General features: G+C 69.1%; 10 protein-coding genes. 7 read left to right on the top strand and 3 right to left on the bottom strand.

Annotation, left to right across the window (positions count from 1 at the left end; all coding sequences use genetic code 11):
- Positions 1-136: 136 nt before the first annotated feature.
- Positions 137-1723 (bottom strand): carboxylesterase/lipase family protein, encoded by a 1587-nt coding sequence (locus tag B9Y70_RS12320; protein ID WP_240309261.1) that lies wholly within the window; start codon positions 1721-1723, stop codon positions 137-139.
- Positions 1724-1742: 19 nt separating this feature from the next.
- Between B9Y70_RS12320 and B9Y70_RS12315 the strand changes: the two genes are divergently transcribed.
- The 4 genes from B9Y70_RS12315 (at position 1743) to B9Y70_RS12300 (ending at position 11022) form a co-directional block, all read left to right on the top strand.
- Positions 1743-2555 carry a shikimate 5-dehydrogenase gene (locus B9Y70_RS12315; RefSeq protein WP_085550561.1) on the top strand — a complete coding sequence of 271 codons (813 nt, stop codon included), beginning with the start codon at positions 1743-1745 and terminating at the stop codon, positions 2553-2555.
- A 111-nt stretch (positions 2556-2666) separates the two neighbouring features.
- Entirely contained in the window at positions 2667-3431 is a 765-nt protein-coding gene (locus B9Y70_RS12310; RefSeq protein ID WP_085550560.1) for a hypothetical protein, read from the top strand.
- Positions 3432-7142 carry an ABC transporter ATP-binding protein gene (locus tag B9Y70_RS12305; RefSeq protein WP_085550559.1) on the top strand — a complete coding sequence of 1237 codons (3711 nt, stop codon included), beginning with the start codon at positions 3432-3434 and terminating at the stop codon, positions 7140-7142. It begins immediately after the preceding gene.
- 124 nt (positions 7143-7266) lie between these two features.
- Positions 7267-11022: a multifunctional oxoglutarate decarboxylase/oxoglutarate dehydrogenase thiamine pyrophosphate-binding subunit/dihydrolipoyllysine-residue succinyltransferase subunit gene (locus tag B9Y70_RS12300; protein ID WP_085550558.1), complete on the top strand. Its 3756-nt coding sequence runs from the start codon at positions 7267-7269 to the stop codon at positions 11020-11022.
- A gap of 82 nt (positions 11023-11104) precedes the next feature.
- Here the strand turns inward: B9Y70_RS12300 and B9Y70_RS12295 are convergent, their stop codons facing one another.
- The gene (locus B9Y70_RS12295; RefSeq protein ID WP_085550557.1) at positions 11105-11770 is read right to left on the bottom strand and encodes a hypothetical protein; all 666 of its coding nucleotides are present in this window, start codon (positions 11768-11770) and stop codon (positions 11105-11107) included.
- Positions 11771-11781: 11 nt separating this feature from the next.
- Positions 11782-12264 carry a YflT domain-containing protein gene (locus B9Y70_RS12290; RefSeq protein ID WP_085550556.1) on the bottom strand — a complete coding sequence of 161 codons (483 nt, stop codon included), beginning with the start codon at positions 12262-12264 and terminating at the stop codon, positions 11782-11784.
- Between the two features lie 51 nt (positions 12265-12315).
- Here B9Y70_RS12290 and B9Y70_RS12285 point away from each other — a divergent pair, with 51 nt between their 5' ends.
- Genes B9Y70_RS12285 through B9Y70_RS12275 form a run of 3 tightly spaced genes read left to right on the top strand, consistent with a single transcriptional unit; the run spans position 12316 to position 15319 of the window.
- Positions 12316-13620 (top strand): magnesium transporter MgtE N-terminal domain-containing protein, encoded by a 1305-nt coding sequence (locus B9Y70_RS12285; RefSeq protein WP_085550555.1) that lies wholly within the window; start codon positions 12316-12318, stop codon positions 13618-13620.
- The gene (locus tag B9Y70_RS12280; protein ID WP_085550554.1) at positions 13613-14170 is read left to right on the top strand and encodes a DUF1003 domain-containing protein; all 558 of its coding nucleotides are present in this window, start codon (positions 13613-13615) and stop codon (positions 14168-14170) included. The genes B9Y70_RS12285 and B9Y70_RS12280 overlap by 8 nt, the downstream gene beginning before the upstream one ends.
- Positions 14171-14191: 21 nt before the next feature.
- A complete protein-coding gene (locus B9Y70_RS12275; RefSeq protein WP_085550584.1) occupies positions 14192-15319 on the top strand; it encodes an Mrp/NBP35 family ATP-binding protein in 1128 nt (375 codons plus the stop codon).
- The last annotated feature ends 46 nt before the right edge of the window (positions 15320-15365 follow it).

The following is a 15365-nucleotide window of genomic DNA, read 5'->3' as shown; positions in this document are numbered from 1 at the left end:
CTCAGGTCACTGGCCACGGCCACCTACGCCCGGGAGCGGCAACACGTACCGCGAAGGCCCTCCATCCGCAACGAAACAGGGGCTTCGCGGGACGACTGGCCGCACCCACCGGCCGCACAACACCCCGAACCCGCCCCTACCGCCCGAGCTCCGTGCTCACCAGCAGACCCAGCTGCTCGAGGAGCTCGGGCGCGCCGTTGCCCCACTCGGTCATGTCGTAGTCGGCCCAGGCGCGGCGTTGGGCGGCCTTGGGGTCGTACTCCACGTGCGAGGGGTCGTCGAAGACCATGGTGGCGCGGGCCGGGGAGTCGGTGGTGGGCGGGCCGTAGGGCGGCCACTCGGAGCCGGGGCGGCCGTGGTGGATGAACTGGCCCCAGTGGTACTGCATGCGGTCGGTGAGTTCGGCCATGCCGTCCATACCGCCGAAGCGGGTGACACCGGAGGTCCGCGACGCCCCGGGGTCCCCGAAGATGGAGGACAGTTCGAGGGAGTGCATGGCACCGAGGCCCAGCCAGCGCAGGGCGGCGGGCGCGTAGTCGAAGCGGTACATCCACGTCGGGGCGACGGCGTTGTGGTCGGTGGCGAGGCGGACGGAGGGGGCCCAGAAGAGGGCGTCGGCAAGCAGTTCGGCGAACTCGCCGCGCTCGGAGGCACCGCTGTAGGCCTCGAGAACCCGGTGCGCCTCGACGGAGTCGAAGGCGGAGAGCAGGCGCAGCGCTGCGCGGGAGCGGGCGGAGGTGCGCATGTAGAACAGCTTGGAGAAGCTCGCCTCATCCGAGTTCGTGCCCAGCAGCAGCGGTACCGCCATCTGTGTGCCGGCGGTGAACGTCGACAGCGGGTGTTCCGGCAGGAGCGTGCCGTCGACGGTGGGCGCATACGTGGAGTTGAGGTGCATGAACCCCTGCCCGCGCCACATCATCGACTGCCCGGCGCGCACCAGGTCGTGCGGGTGTTCGGCGCGCAGGTCCCGCAGGGTGGCCTGGCGGGGCAGCGCCATCCGGTAGACGAGTTCACGGGCCCACAGCTCCGACTGGGCGCGGGAGTGGACCATGCCCAGCGGCGGAGACTGGGCGATGGCGCGGTGGAAGAGTCCCTCGGCGGCGGGGACGGCCATGAGGGTGGCCACGGCGGATCCGCCGGCGGACTCGCCCATGAGGGTCACGGCGTCCGGGTCGCCGCCGAACTGGGCGATGTTGGCCTGCACCCACTGCAGGGCGAGGAGCTGGTCGCGGACGGCGGGGTTGGCCACGCAGTCGTCGCCGATGGAGCGCAGATCGAGGTACCCCAGTGCGCCGAGGCGGAAGTTGACGGAGACGTAGACGCAGTTGACGGCGTGGGCGAACTGGTAGCCGCGCAGCATCGGCTCGTGGGAGGAGCCCATGATGAAGGAGCCGCCGTGGAGGTAGACGACGACGGGCAGCTGCTCGTCGGTGTCGGGGCGGACGATGTCGAGGTGGAGGCAGTTCTCCGCGCCGACGACGCGGTCGGTCCAGGAGTACGTCGGCTGCGGGGCGACGGGGCCGAAGCGGGTGGCGTCGCGCACGCCCTGCCAGCGGCGCGGGCGGCGGGGGGCGCGGAAACGGTTGTCGCCGCCGGTGGTGGTGCCGAAGGGCACGCCGCGCCAGGTGCGGATGCCGAGATGTTCGTCGATGAGCCCGCGCACCACACCGGCGGTGGTGCGCACCTGCGGCCCCGCGGTACCGGGGATGTCAGTGGAGGCCATGATCACTACGGTAGTGAGCATGGTGAACTACGTCGACCGCGAAACCACGCTGTGCATCTCCCTGGCCGCCCGCCCGAGCAACCACGGCGTGCGGTTCCACAACTGGCTCTACGCGGAGCTGGGGCTCAATTACCTCTACAAGGCGGTCGCTCCGACGGACATCACCGCAGCCGTCGCCGGCATCCGCGGTCTGGACATCCGTGGGGCCGGTGTGTCGATGCCGTACAAGCAGGACGTCATCCCGCTCATCGACGCCCTCGACCCCTCCGCCGAGCGCATCAACGCGGTGAACACGATCGTCAACACCGACGGTGAGCTGGTGGGATACAACACGGACTACGTCGCCGTGGCCTCCCTGCTGCGCACCCACGACGTCGATCCCTCCCTGTCGGTGGCGGTGCGTGGTTCCGGCGGCATGGCCAACGCGGTCGTCGCCGCCCTGGCCGATCACGGGCACACCGGCACGGTCGTGGCCCGCAACTCCGAGACGGGCCCGGCGCTGGCGGAGCGTTACGGCTGGCGGTGGTCGACCGACGTGCCCGAGGGCGCGCAGCTGCTGGTCAACGTCACGCCGCTGGGTATGCACGGCGACGCCGCCGACGCCCAGGCCTTCCCCGACGCGCAGATCGCGGGGGCGCGCGTGGTCTTCGACGTCGTCGCCTACCCGGTGCGCACCCCGCTCATCGACGCCGCCGAGCGTCTCGGCGTGCCCACCATCAACGGTGGCGAGGTGGTGGCGCTGCAGGCCGCCGAGCAGTTCGCGCTCTACACGGGCGTGCGGCCCACTCCGGAGCAGGTGGAGGCCGCGGAGGCGTTCGCGAACACCGATTAGCAACACCGATAAGGGAACAAAACCGCGCTGTCCTGCGTTAGAGGGTGTGGAATTAATTAGAATCGGACAATAACAACACGATAACAACCTTAAGGAGCATCCGTGGCTCTCATGAAGTCCACCCCCACCGTCACCGAGACCCCGGAGCAGACCATCACCGACGGCATCGGCTCCGATCCGTCGGCGCTCGAGGCCAACGCCGGTGCCGCCGGTAAGGCTCTTATCCGTGCCCTCGACAAGGCGGTCTCCCTCCAGTCCTCCGCCATCGAGGGGTATGTCGACCGCCTGCGCCGGAAGAACCCGGACGCGTCGCCGAGCGAGATCCAGGAGATGATCGACAAGCATTTCCTGCGTATCGCCTCCGGTACCGGCGCGGGTGCGGGTGCCGCCGCCGCGATCCCGGGCATCGGGTTCTTCACCGGCGCGGCCGCCATCGCGGGCGAATCGGTCGTCTTTCTCGACGCCGCTGCCTGGTACACCATGGCCAGCGCCCACCTGCGCGGCGTCGACTTCTCCGAGAAGGACCGCCGTAAGGCCCTCATCCTCGTCTCGCTCCTCGGTGCCAAGGGCTCCGCGGTGGTCGACGCGTTCGTCGGGGACGTCGGCAAGTCCAAGGGCCTGCCGACCATGTCGACGGTCGCCCGTTTCTCCGCCCCGCGCCTCACCGAGGTGAACAACCGCCTCATCCGCATGGCGCTGAAGAACTTCTCCAAGCGCCTGCGCCGCGCCTGGCTGGGCAAGATCATGCCGCTCGGCATCGGCGCCGTCGCGGGCGTCGTGGCCAACCGCAAGCTCTCGCGCGCGGTCATCGCCAACACCCGCGAGTCCCTGGGCATGGTGCCCGCCACCTTCGCGTCCCCGGCAGCAGGTGATTAATTGAGGAACCACTCCGGATTCAGAGAACTTCTCGACGCCCTCCGGGCCCGCCGCGGCATCGCGATCGTCACGATCATCGCGACCATCGCCGCGGTCCTCTTCGAGATCACCATCCCGCTGCTCACCGGTTCCGCGGTCGATGTCGCCACCGGTGCCGGAGGCGAAGGCCCGACCCGTACCGATGCATCGCTGCGGACCATCATCACCGTCCTCATCGTCGTGGCTCTCGCCCGCTACCTGAGCCAGTTCCTGCGCCGCTACACCGCGGGCCGGTTGTCCATCGACACCCAGCACACCCTGCGCGTACGCATCCTCGACCGCCTCCAGCGTCTCGACGGCCCCGGCCAGGACCAGATCGTCACCGGCCAGATCGTCTCCCGCTCCATCTCCGACCTCAACGCCACGCAGGGCCTCGTCGCGATGGGCCCCATGGCCATCGGCAACGTCGTCCAGCTGATCATCACCGCCGGCGTCATGCTGTGGGTCTCTCCCCTGCTCACCGTCATCGCGCTCGCCTTCATGCCGCTTATCGTCGGCGTCGCCGTGCTCTCGCGCCGCTCCATGTACGCCGCGACATGGGTGGCGCAGCAGTCGGCCGCCGACCTGGCCACCCACGTCGAGCAGACCGTCACCGGTGTCCGCGTGGTCAAGGCCTTCGCCCAGGAGGAGCGCGAGGTCGACCACCTCGACCGCCTGGGCCGCACGCTGTTCGCCGCGAAGATGCGCGCCGCGAAGCTCATGGCGCGTTTCCAGCCGCTGCTGCAGAACCTGCCGCAGGTGGCGCTGGTCATCAACATCCTCCTCGGCGGCTGGCTCGTCATGGAGGGGCGCATCACGGTGGGCACCTTCTTCGCCTTCTCCGTCTACCTCACCACCATGACGCACCTGGTGGGCATGCTCTCCGGCATGATCGTCACCTTCCAGATGGGTCTGGCCTCGCTCGACCGCATTGCCGAGATCATCGACATGTCGCCCGAGCACCCCGACCCGGCCGAGCCCGCGCCGATCCCGGACGGCCCCCTCGGGCTGCGTTTCGACGCCGTCTCCTTCGACACCGACGGCCACCGCGTCCTCGACGACCTCTCCCTCGAGGTCGCCCCCGGTGAGACCCTGGCGCTCATCGGCCCCGCCGGATCCGGCAAGTCGATGGCGGTGCAGCTGGCCGGCGGCTTCTACCGCCCCGACGCGGGCAACCTCGCGCTGACCTCCGGCGACCGGGTCCTGCCCTACGACACCCTGGCGCGCGCCGAGCTGCGCCGCGCCGTCACCGTCGTCTTCGACGAGGCCTTCCTCTACTCCTCCACCATCCGCGACAACATCGCCATGGGGGTCCCGGCCACCGAGGAGGAGATCCGGCACGCCGCCGATCTGGCCCAGGCCACCGAGTTCATCGACCGCCTGCCCGACGGCCTCGACACCGTCATCGGCGAGCGCGGCCTCACCCTGTCGGGTGGGCAGCGCCAGCGCATCGCCCTGGCCCGCGCCCTCTTCTCCCGCCCCCGCGTCCTCATTCTCGACGACGCCACCTCCGCCATCGACGCCACCACCGAGGCCCGCATCCTCGCCGGCCTGCGCGCGGAACTCAGCGACGTCACCGTCCTCGCCGTCGCCCACCGCCAGTCGACGCTCGACCTCGCCGAGCGGGTCGCCATCATCGACTCCGGCCACGTCGTCGTCACCGACGACGTCGCCACGCTTATCGACGACCCCCGGTACCTCCGCATCATGGACCCCACCCCGGAGCCCCTGCCGGACCGCTCGGCCATCCCCGAGCCCGCCCACGCCGACCTGTGGCCGGAGGGCGTCGTCCGCGAACGCACGGAGCACATCAGCACCCAGGGCGGCATGGGCCGCGGCATGGGTGGCGGCGGCGGTGGCGGAGGCCGTGGCATGGGCAACATCTCGGCGACCCCTGAGCTGCTGGCGCGCGTCGACAAGCTGCCCCCGGCCACCGAGGAACCCCGCCTCGACGCCGCCCACCTGCGCAGCGACCGCGCGGTCTTCCGCGTCCGGGAGCTGTTCGCCGCGGTGCGCTGGCTCATCATCGGTGTCATCGCGCTGCTGGTGGTGGGCGTGCTCACGAGCCTCGCCTTCCCGACGCTCATGCGCTGGGCCGTCGACCACGGCGTGGCCGCCGGCGACATGGGTGCCCTGTGGCGGATCGCCGCGGGTGGTCTCGGCGTCGTCGCCGTCAGCTGGGCCGCGGCCGTCATGCTCGTCGTGCTCACCTCCCGCACCGGCGAGCGCCTGCTCTACGGTCTACGCCTGCGCTCCTACGCGCACCTGCAGCGGCTGAGCATGAACTACTACGAGTCGAACCTGTCGGGACGCATCATGACGCGCATGACCACCGACATCGACACCCTCAGCTCCTTCCTGCAGACCGGCCTGGCGCAGGCGATCGTGTCGGTGGGCACGCTGGCGGGCATCATCGCCATGCTGGCATGGACCGACGCCGGGCTCTCGCTCGTCGCCGTCGCCGCGATCCCGCTCATCGTGGCGGTCACCCTCGTGTTCCGCCGCATCTCCTCCCGCCTGTACACCCGGGCGCGCGAGCAGATCTCGGCCGTCAACGCCTCCTTCCAGGAGAACATCAACGGCCTGCGCACCGCCCAGATGCACGGCCGCACCCCGCTGGCCCTGGCGGAGTTCGAGGCCGAGTCGAACCGCTACCGCCGCCTGCGCACCAACGCACAGACCGCCGTGGCGATCTACTTCCCCGGCGTCAACGCGATCTCGCAGATCGCCACCGCCCTCGTCCTCGGGGTCGGTGCCACCCGCGTCGCGCAGGGCGATCTCACCGCCGGTGTGCTCGTCGCGTTCGTCATGTATCTCTCCCAGCTCTACGGCCCGATCCAGCAGCTGGGGCAGATCTTCGACTCCTGGCAGCAGGCCACCGTCGGCTTCCGCCGCATCACCGAACTCCTCGCCGAGCGCCCCTCCGTCCCCGACACGGGCACCCGCCCCGGGGCGCAGGACGCCTCCCGTGGGCCGCTGGCCCTCCGCGACGTCGACTTCGCCTACTCCCCCGACGGCCAGCTCGTCGCCGAGGACCTCGACGTCACGATCGAACCCGGCACGACCGTCGCCCTGGTCGGCCCGACGGGGGCGGGCAAGTCGACCGTCGTCAAGCTGCTGGCGCGTTTCTACGACCCCGTCCGGGGCGAGGTGACGGCGAGTGGCACCGACATCCGCGAGTTCCCGCTCGCCGACTGGCGACGCACCGTCGCGCAGGTGCCGCAGGAGGCGCACCTGTTCATCGGCACGGTGGCGGAGAACATCGCCTACGGACGACCGTCGGCGACCGAGCAGGAGGTCGAGGAGGCCGTCCGCCGCATCGGTGCGCTCGATATCATTGCGGGCATCCCGGGTGGCTTCCGTCACCCCATCGGCGAACGCGGCCGCGGCCTGTCCTCCGGCCAGCGACAGCTCATCGCCCTCGCCCGCGCCGAGCTGCTGGAACCCGACGTCATGCTTCTCGACGAGGCCACCGCCACCCTCGATCCCGCCACCGAGGCCGCCGTCCTGGACGCGTCCGACCGGGTCACCCGCGGGCGCACCTCCGTCGTCGTGGCGCACCGTCTGGCGACCGCCGCACGGGCCGACAGAATCCTCGTGGTGGACAAGGGACGTATCATCGAGGACGGATCACACAACCACCTGCTGGACCGTGAGGGTGTGTACGCCGGGCTGTGGCGGGCACACCGTTAACGGGGGTGAAGAAACGCCCCCTGCAGTGCTGGTTGAGGGGTATCATCACGCTACCCTGTAGTGGACAATTATTGTTGGCAAGACGACTGCAACATGAAGCAATGAAAAGAGGCGAGCACCTGCCGTGAGCAGCGCAAGTACTTTCGGCCCGAACGAGTGGCTGGTAGACGAGATGTTCCAGCAGTTCCAGAAGGACCCCCAGTCCGTGGACAAGGAGTGGCGGGAGCTGTTTGAGAAGAACGGCGCCCCGGTGTCCGCTGACGCTGCAGCCACTCAGAAGGCCGGCAAGGTCGGAAACGTCAAGGAGCCGATCTCGGTGCCGGACGCCGGCCCGATCGGGTCCGACAAGACCGAGGAGCGCAAGACCGTCGTGACCGAGCAGGCCAAGGCCGCTCAGGCGACGACCAAGAAGGAGGCCCCGGCCGCCGGTCGCCCCGCCCGCAAGAAGCCGGTCTCCCCGATCGACCGCGCAGCCAACACCCCGGCCCCGGAGGCCGGTGCCAAGCCGCTGCGCGGCCTGTTCAAGGCCATCGCCAAGAACATGGACGAGTCGCTCGAGGTCCCCACCGCGACTTCCGTCCGCGACATGCCGGTCAAGCTCATGTTCGAGAACCGCGCCATGGTCAACGACCACCTGGCCCGTACCCGCGGCGGCAAGATCTCCTTCACCCACATCATCGGCTACGCCATGGTGAAGGCGATCATGGCCCACCCGGACATGAACGTCTCCTACGAGGTCAAGGACGGCAAGCCTTCCGTCATCACCCCGGAGCACATCAACATCGGTCTGGCCATCGACCTCCCGCAGAAGGACGGCTCCCGCGCCCTCGTGGTCGCCGCCATCAAGGAGACCGAGACCATGGCGTTCGATGAGTTCATCGACGCCTACGAGGACATCGTCGACCGTTCCCGCGTCGGCAAGCTCACCCTCGACGACTACCAGGGTGTCACCGTCTCCCTGACCAACCCGGGCGGCATCGGTACCCGCCACTCCGTCCCGCGTCTGACCAAGGGCCAGGGCACCATCATCGGTGTCGGCTCCATGGACTACCCGGCCGAGTTCGCCGGTGCCTCCGAGGACCGCCTCGCCGAGCTGGGCGTCGGCAAGCTGGTCACCATCACCTCCACCTACGATCACCGCGTCATCCAGGGCGCGGAGTCCGGTGAGTTCCTGCGCACCATGTCGCAGCTGCTGGTCGACGACAAGTTCTGGGACCACATCTTCGAGCGCATGAACATCCCCTACGCCCCCATGCGTTGGGCGCAGGATCTGCCGAACCGCGGCATCGACAAGAACACCCGCGTCATGCAGCTCATCGAGGCGTACCGCTCCCGCGGCCACCTCATCGCGGACACCAACCCGCTCAACTGGATCCAGCCGGGCATGCCCGTCCCGGACCACCGCGACCTGGACATCGAGACCCACGGCCTGACCATCTGGGACCTCGACCGCACCTTCCACGTCGGTGGCTTCGGCGGCAAGGAGTCCATGACCCTGCGCGAGGTGCTCTCCCGCCTGCGCGCGGCCTACACCCTCAAGGTCGGTTCCGAGTACACCCACATCCTCGACCGTGACGAGCGTGAGTGGCTGCAGGACCGCCTCGAGGCCGGCATGCCCAAGCCGACCAACGCCGAGCAGAAGTACATCCTGCAGAAGCTCAACGCCGCCGAGGCCTTCGAGAACTTCCTGCAGACCAAGTACGTCGGCCAGAAGCGCTTCTCCCTCGAGGGCGCCGAGGCGCTCATCCCGCTCATGGACGCCGCCATCGACACCGCCGCCGGTCAGGGCCTCGACGAGGTCGTCATCGGCATGCCGCACCGTGGTCGCCTCAACGTACTGTTCAACATCGTCGGCAAGTCCCTCGCCACGATCTTCAACGAGTTCGAGGGCAACATCACCCAGGGCCAGATCGGTGGCTCCGGTGACGTGAAGTACCACCTCGGCTCCGAGGGCAAACACATCCAGATGTTCGGCGACGGCGAGATCAAGGTCTCCCTCACCGCCAACCCGTCCCACCTCGAGGCCGTCGATCCGGTCATGGTGGGTATCGCCCGCGCCAAGCAGGACCTGCTGGACAAGGGCCAGGACGGCTACACCGTCATGCCGCTCATGCTGCACGGTGACGCCTCCTTCGCCGGCCTGGGCATCGTCCAGGAGACCATCAACCTCTACGGCCTGCGCGGTTACACCGTCGGTGGCACCGTCCACATCGTGGTGAACAACCAGATCGGCTTCACCACCACCCCGGACTCCTCCCGCTCCACCCACTACGCCACCGACGTCGCCAAGGGCTTCGACTGCCCGGTCTTCCACGTCAACGGTGACGATCCCGAGGCCGTCGTCTGGGTCGGCCAGCTGGCCACCGAGTACCGCCGCCGCTTCGGCAAGGACGTCTTCATCGACCTCATCTGCTACCGCCGCCGCGGTCACAACGAGGCCGACGACCCGTCCATGACCCAGCCGCTCATGTACGACCTCATCGCCGACCGCAAGTCGGTCCGTGCCCGCTACACCGACGACCTCGTCGGCCGTGGTGACCTCTCCGCCGAGGACGCCGAGATCGCGGCACGCGACTTCCACGACCAGATGGAGTCCGTCTTCAACGAGGTCAAGGAGGCCGAGAAGGCCGGCCCGCAGGAGCAGACCGGCATCACCGGCTCCCAGGAGCTCACCCGCGGTCTGGACACCTCCATCACCCGCGAGGAGCTCGTCGAGATCGGTCAGGCCTACGCCAACGCACCGGGCGACTTCCAGTTCCACCCGCGTGTGGCCCCGGTGGCCAAGCGCCGCGCCGAGTCCGTCCGCGAGGGCGGCATCGACTGGGGCTGGGGTGAGCTCATCGCCTTCTCCTCCCTGGCCAACTCCGGTCGCCTCGTGCGCCTGGCCGGTGAGGACTCCCGCCGCGGTACCTTCACCCAGCGTCACGCCATCCCGATCGACCCGCGCAACGGCGAGGAGTTCAACCCGATCAACGAGCTGGCCCAGGAGAAGGGCAACGGCGGCAAGTTCCTCGTGTACAACTCCGCGCTGACCGAGTTCGCCGGTATGGGCTTCGAGTACGGCTACACCGTCGGTAACCAGGATGCGGTCGTCGCCTGGGAGGCGCAGTTCGGTGACTTCGCCAACGGCGCGCAGACCATCATCGACGAGTACGTCTCCTCCGGTGAAGCCAAGTGGGGCCAGATGTCCGGCCTCATCCTCCTCCTGCCGCACGGCTACGAGGGCCAGGGCCCGGACCACTCCTCCGCCCGCATCGAGCGTTTCCTGCAGCTGTGCGCCGAGGGTTCCATGACCGTCGCCCAGCCGTCGACCCCGGCGAACCACTTCCACCTGCTGCGTCGTCACGCACTGGGAACCATGCGTCGCCCGCTGGTGGTCTTCACCCCGAAGTCGATGCTGCGCCTCAAGGACGCCGCCTCCTCCGTCGAGGACTTCACCGAGGTGACCTCGTTCTCCTCCGTCATCGACGATCCGCGCCTGGTCGACCGCGACAACAACGTCATCGGCGACGCCGACAAGGTGAAGACGATCATGCTGTGCTCCGGCAAGGTGTACTACGAGCTGGAGAAGCGTCGTAAGAAGGACAAGCGCGAGGACGTCGCGATCGTGCGCATCGAGATGCTGCACCCGATCCCGTTCAACCGTCTGTCGGATGCGTTCAAGAACTACCCGAACGCCACCGAGATCCGCTTCGTCCAGGACGAGCCGGCCAACCAGGGCCCGTGGCCGTTCTACAACGAGCACCTGCGCAACCTCATCCCGGACATGCCGGAGATGCGTCGCATCTCGCGTCGTGCGCAGTCCTCCACCTCGACCGGTGTCTCCAAGGTGCACCAGCTCGAGCAGGCCCAGCTGATCGACGAGGCGTTCGCCCAGTAGTTCAGTCAGGCTGACACGGGCCCGCTCCCCTTCCGGGGGACGGGCCCGTTTGTCATGCTTGTCGCGCTTGTCGACGCCGCCGTCAGCTCGGCAGCCACGCCTCCACCACGGAGGAGGCGGAGGACTTCTCCCGGGCGTCCTCGATGAGGGTGGCGATCTCGTCGGTGGTGAGGAAGCGGGTGACGTCGGTGATCGCCTTCTGCTCCTCCCGGTCGAACAGCTCCCGGTTGTAGGTGGGGACGATGCTCTGCGGCAGGTCGGGCATCTGCTCCCGGGCGACGATGTCGGCGCAGCCCTGCGCGGAGGAGGGGTCCGGGGATGTGAACCCGCCCGAGAGGGCACCGAGGTACTCGCGGTAGGTGGTGTCGGCGGGGTCCTCGACGTCCCCGGCCTCGATCTCGGCGGACAGGTCGACGGCGCGCAGCGGGTCGAGGTTGCTCAGGTACATGCCGGTGCAGCCGATGACGAGGTCCGCGTCCCCCTCCCGGAGGCGTTCCAGGCGGGTGCGTTCCTCGGTCTCCGATTCGAGGTCGAGGATGACCTCCCGTTCCTGGGCCTGCAGGGTCTGCAGGTATATCTCCCCGAGGATGAGCTGCTCGGGGGAGTTGGCGCTCACGGAGATGACAACGGGGCGGGTGTGGTCCCGGTCAGGCGTGCGCCCGGGTTCGGCGTCAGCGCAGCCGGCGAGCGACACCGCCCCGGCCAGGGCGAGGGTGAGGCTGGCGGTGCGGCGGATGGGTCGGCTCATGCCGTGGGATTCTACCCCTCCTGCGGGAGGCGGCGTGCCAGGCCCGAGCGGGCGATGATGTCGCGGGCCTCGGTGGCGCGGGCGGGGTCGCAGAGGATGTCGTAGCGCCCGGCGACGATCTCGGTGCGGGAGGTGAAGTCGCGCTTCCCGGCGGACAGGGCGTAGGGCACCGCGGCGGAGACGACGCCGAAGACCACGCCCATGACCAGGCCGAGGGTGAGCGGTGCGAGGACGCCCTGGCCGAGGAAGGTGAACAGCAGGCCGAAGAACAGGCCGATCCAGGCACCGGACACCGCACCACCGGCCAGCACGCGCGGCCACGTCAGGCGCCCGCTCACCCGCTCGACCTCCATGAGGTCGACCCCGACGATGGTGAGTTCCTTGACGGGGAACTGCAGGTCCGAGAGCTTGTCGACGGCCGCCTGCGCGTCACTGTAAGAATCAAAACTGCCGACCGGCCAGCCGGTCGGGCGGGGACGCAACTCAGAGCTCATACCCGGACAACGAATCGGGGGCCCGTTTGGTTCCAGTCTAGAATTGGGCATATGAGTGCTGTCACCCGTGTGTACGCGGGCCGTCTGATCGGCCTGCAGGTCCGAGGCCCCGACCTCGACCCCATCGGCCGTGTGCGCGATGTCGTGGTCACGATCCGCTCGGCGGGCACGTCCCGCGCGCTGGGGGTGGTCGTCGAGTTGGTCAACCGCCGCCGTATCTTCGTGCCGATGCTGCGTATCGCCGCGATCGAACCGGGTGACATCACCCTGGCCACCGGGTCGGTGTCCATGCGCGCCTTCCAGGTGCGCTCCGGTGAGCTCACGGTCATGGGTGATCTGGTGGGCGCGAAGGTCCACACCGATGACCCGGAGCTGCCGAACCTGCACGGCAAGGCGGTGGAGATCGCCGACGTCGAGCTGGAGCGCACCCGCACCCGCGACTGGGTGATCTCCAAGGTCGCCGTGTTCGGGGCGCGCCCCAAGTTCGGCCGCTCCCCCAGCCTGTACACCCCGGCGTTCTCGCACGTCCACGGCCTGTCCGCCGGTGGCGCGGGCGAGTCCGATGCCCTGGCGGAGAAGCTGGCCGGTTTCGACCAGATGCGTCCGGCGGACGTGGCCAACATCCTCCACGAGATGCCCAGCGAGGAGCGTCACCAGCTGGCCAACGAGCTCGACGACGAGCGCCTCGCCGACATCCTCCAGGAGATGCCGGAGGATCACCAGGCGGAACTGCTGGAGACCCTCGACATCGAGCGCGCCGCGGATGTCCTCGAGGAGATGGACCCGGACGACGCCGCCGACATCCTCCAGGAGCTTCCCGACGACAAGGCGGAGGTCCTCCTCGAGCTCATGGACCCGGAGGAGTCCGCCCCCGTCCGCCGCCTCATGAGCTTCTCCCTCGACACGGTCGGTGCGCTCATGACGCCGGAGCCGCTCGTGCTCACCCCGCAGACCACGGTCGCCGAGGCCCTCGCCCTGGCGCGCGACCCCGACCTGCCGACGTCGCTGGCCTCGATGGTGTTCGTCGTGCGTCCCCCGACCGCCACGCCCACCGGCCAGTACCTCGGCTGCGTGCACCTGCAGAAGCTGCTGCGCGAGCCGCCCTCGACGCTGGTGTCGGGCATCCTCGACCCGGATCTCCCGCCGCTGTACGCGGACGACGACCAGGAGACCGCCGCCCGCTACTTCGCCACCTACAACCTCGTGTGCGGCCCCGTGCTCGACGAGGGCAACCACCTCATCGGCGCCGTCGCCGTCGATGATCTGCTCGACCACATGCTCCCGGAGGACTGGCGCTCGGAGGGGCTGCGGCCCGGACCCGGCGTCGACAAGCACAGGACGGTGACCTATGGCTGATTACCTGGACACCCCCGTCGCCGGACGGCGACGCAGGTTCATGCGTATCGACGACGACGCCGTCGGCGCCGGCGCCGAAAAGGTCGCCCGCTTCTTCGGCACGGGCCAGTACCTCATGTGGCAGACCGTCATCGTCATCGTGTGGATCGCGCTCAACGCCGGCGGCTGGTTCATCTGGAAATGGGACCCCTACCCGTTCATCCTGCTCAACCTCGCCTTCTCGACGCAGGCCGCCTACGCCGCGCCCCTCATCCTGCTGGCCCAGAACCGGCAGGAGGACCGCGACAAGGTGACCCTGTCGGCCGACCGCCGCCGCTCCGAGCAGACGAAGGCCGACACCGAGTTCCTCGCCCGCGAGCTCGCCGGCGTGCGCCTGGCCGTCGGTGACATGGTCTCCCGCGACTACCTGCGCCACGAACTCGAGGACCTGCGCGGCCTGCTCGAACGCCTCGAGGCCAAGCTCGACGACGTCTCGGCCGACGTCGCCGACTCCCACGAGGACCTCACCGAGCCCACCCAGGGTGACCTGGCGGATGACACCGAGCGCTGACTTACTACGATGGACGCTGTCATGTCTGCTATCACCGAATCCGCTGTCCGCAGCGCGCTGTCCCGCGTAGAGGACCCTGAAATCGGCAAGCCCCTCACCGAGCTGGGGATGGTCAAGTCCATCGACATCACCGGCTCCGATGTGGATGTCGTCCTGTACCTCACCATCGCCGGATGCCCCATGAAGTCCACCATCACCTCCAACGCGCAGGCCGCGGTGGAGGAGATCGAGGGCGTCGGCGCCGTCACCGTCACCACCGACGTCATGAGCGACGAACAGCGCCGCGAACTGCGCATGTCCCTGCGCGGCGGCGTCGACGAGCCGACCATCCCCTTCGCCCAGCCCGACTCCACCACCCGCGTCTACGCAGTGGCGTCGGGCAAGGGCGGCGTCGGCAAGTCCTCGATGACCGTCAACCTAGCCGTCGCCCTCGCCGCCCGCGGCTTCAAGGTCGGTGTCCTCGACGCCGACATCTACGGCCACTCCGTGCCGGGCCTGCTCGGTTCCGACCAGCACCCCACCGCCGTCGACGACATGATCATGCCGCCGATCGCCCACGGCGTGAAGCTCATCTCCATCGGGCACTTCGTCGACGGCAACGCCCCCGTCGTGTGGCGCGGCCCCATGCTGCACCGCGCGATCCAGCAGTTCCTCGCCGACGTCTTCTGGGGCGACCTCGACTTCCTGTTCATGGACCTGCCCCCGGGCACCGGCGACGTCGCCATCTCCGTGGCGCAGCTGGTGCCGAACGCGGAGCTGCTCATCGTCACCACCCCGCAGGCCGCGGCCGCCGAGGTGGCCGAGCGCGCCGGTTCCATCACGCAGCAGACCCGCCAGCGGGTGGCCGGCGTCATCGAGAACATGGCCGCCATGGTGCTTCCCGACGGCTCGACCCTCGACGTCTTCGGCTCCGGCGGCGGGCAGCACGTCGCCGACCGTCTCTCGGTCCTCACCGGCGGCAAGGTGCCGCTGCTCGGCCAGATCCCGTTGGATCCCGCCCTGCGCGTCCACGGCGACGACGGCACCCCCATCGCCGTCTCCGAGCCGGACTCCCCCGCGGGCAAGGCCGTCGGCGAGATCGCCGCGCAGTTGATGACGCGTCGCGATTCCCTGGCCGGTAAGTCGCTCGGCCTGGGCGTCAACCGCTGATCCTGCGGCATTTCGTCCCGCGAAGGCCCCTCACCGATGACGGTGG

This window comes from Corynebacterium pollutisoli (assembly GCF_900177745.1).
Taxonomy (GTDB): domain Bacteria; phylum Actinomycetota; class Actinomycetes; order Mycobacteriales; family Mycobacteriaceae; genus Corynebacterium; species Corynebacterium pollutisoli.
This window is presented reverse-complemented; position numbering and strand designations above follow the sequence as displayed.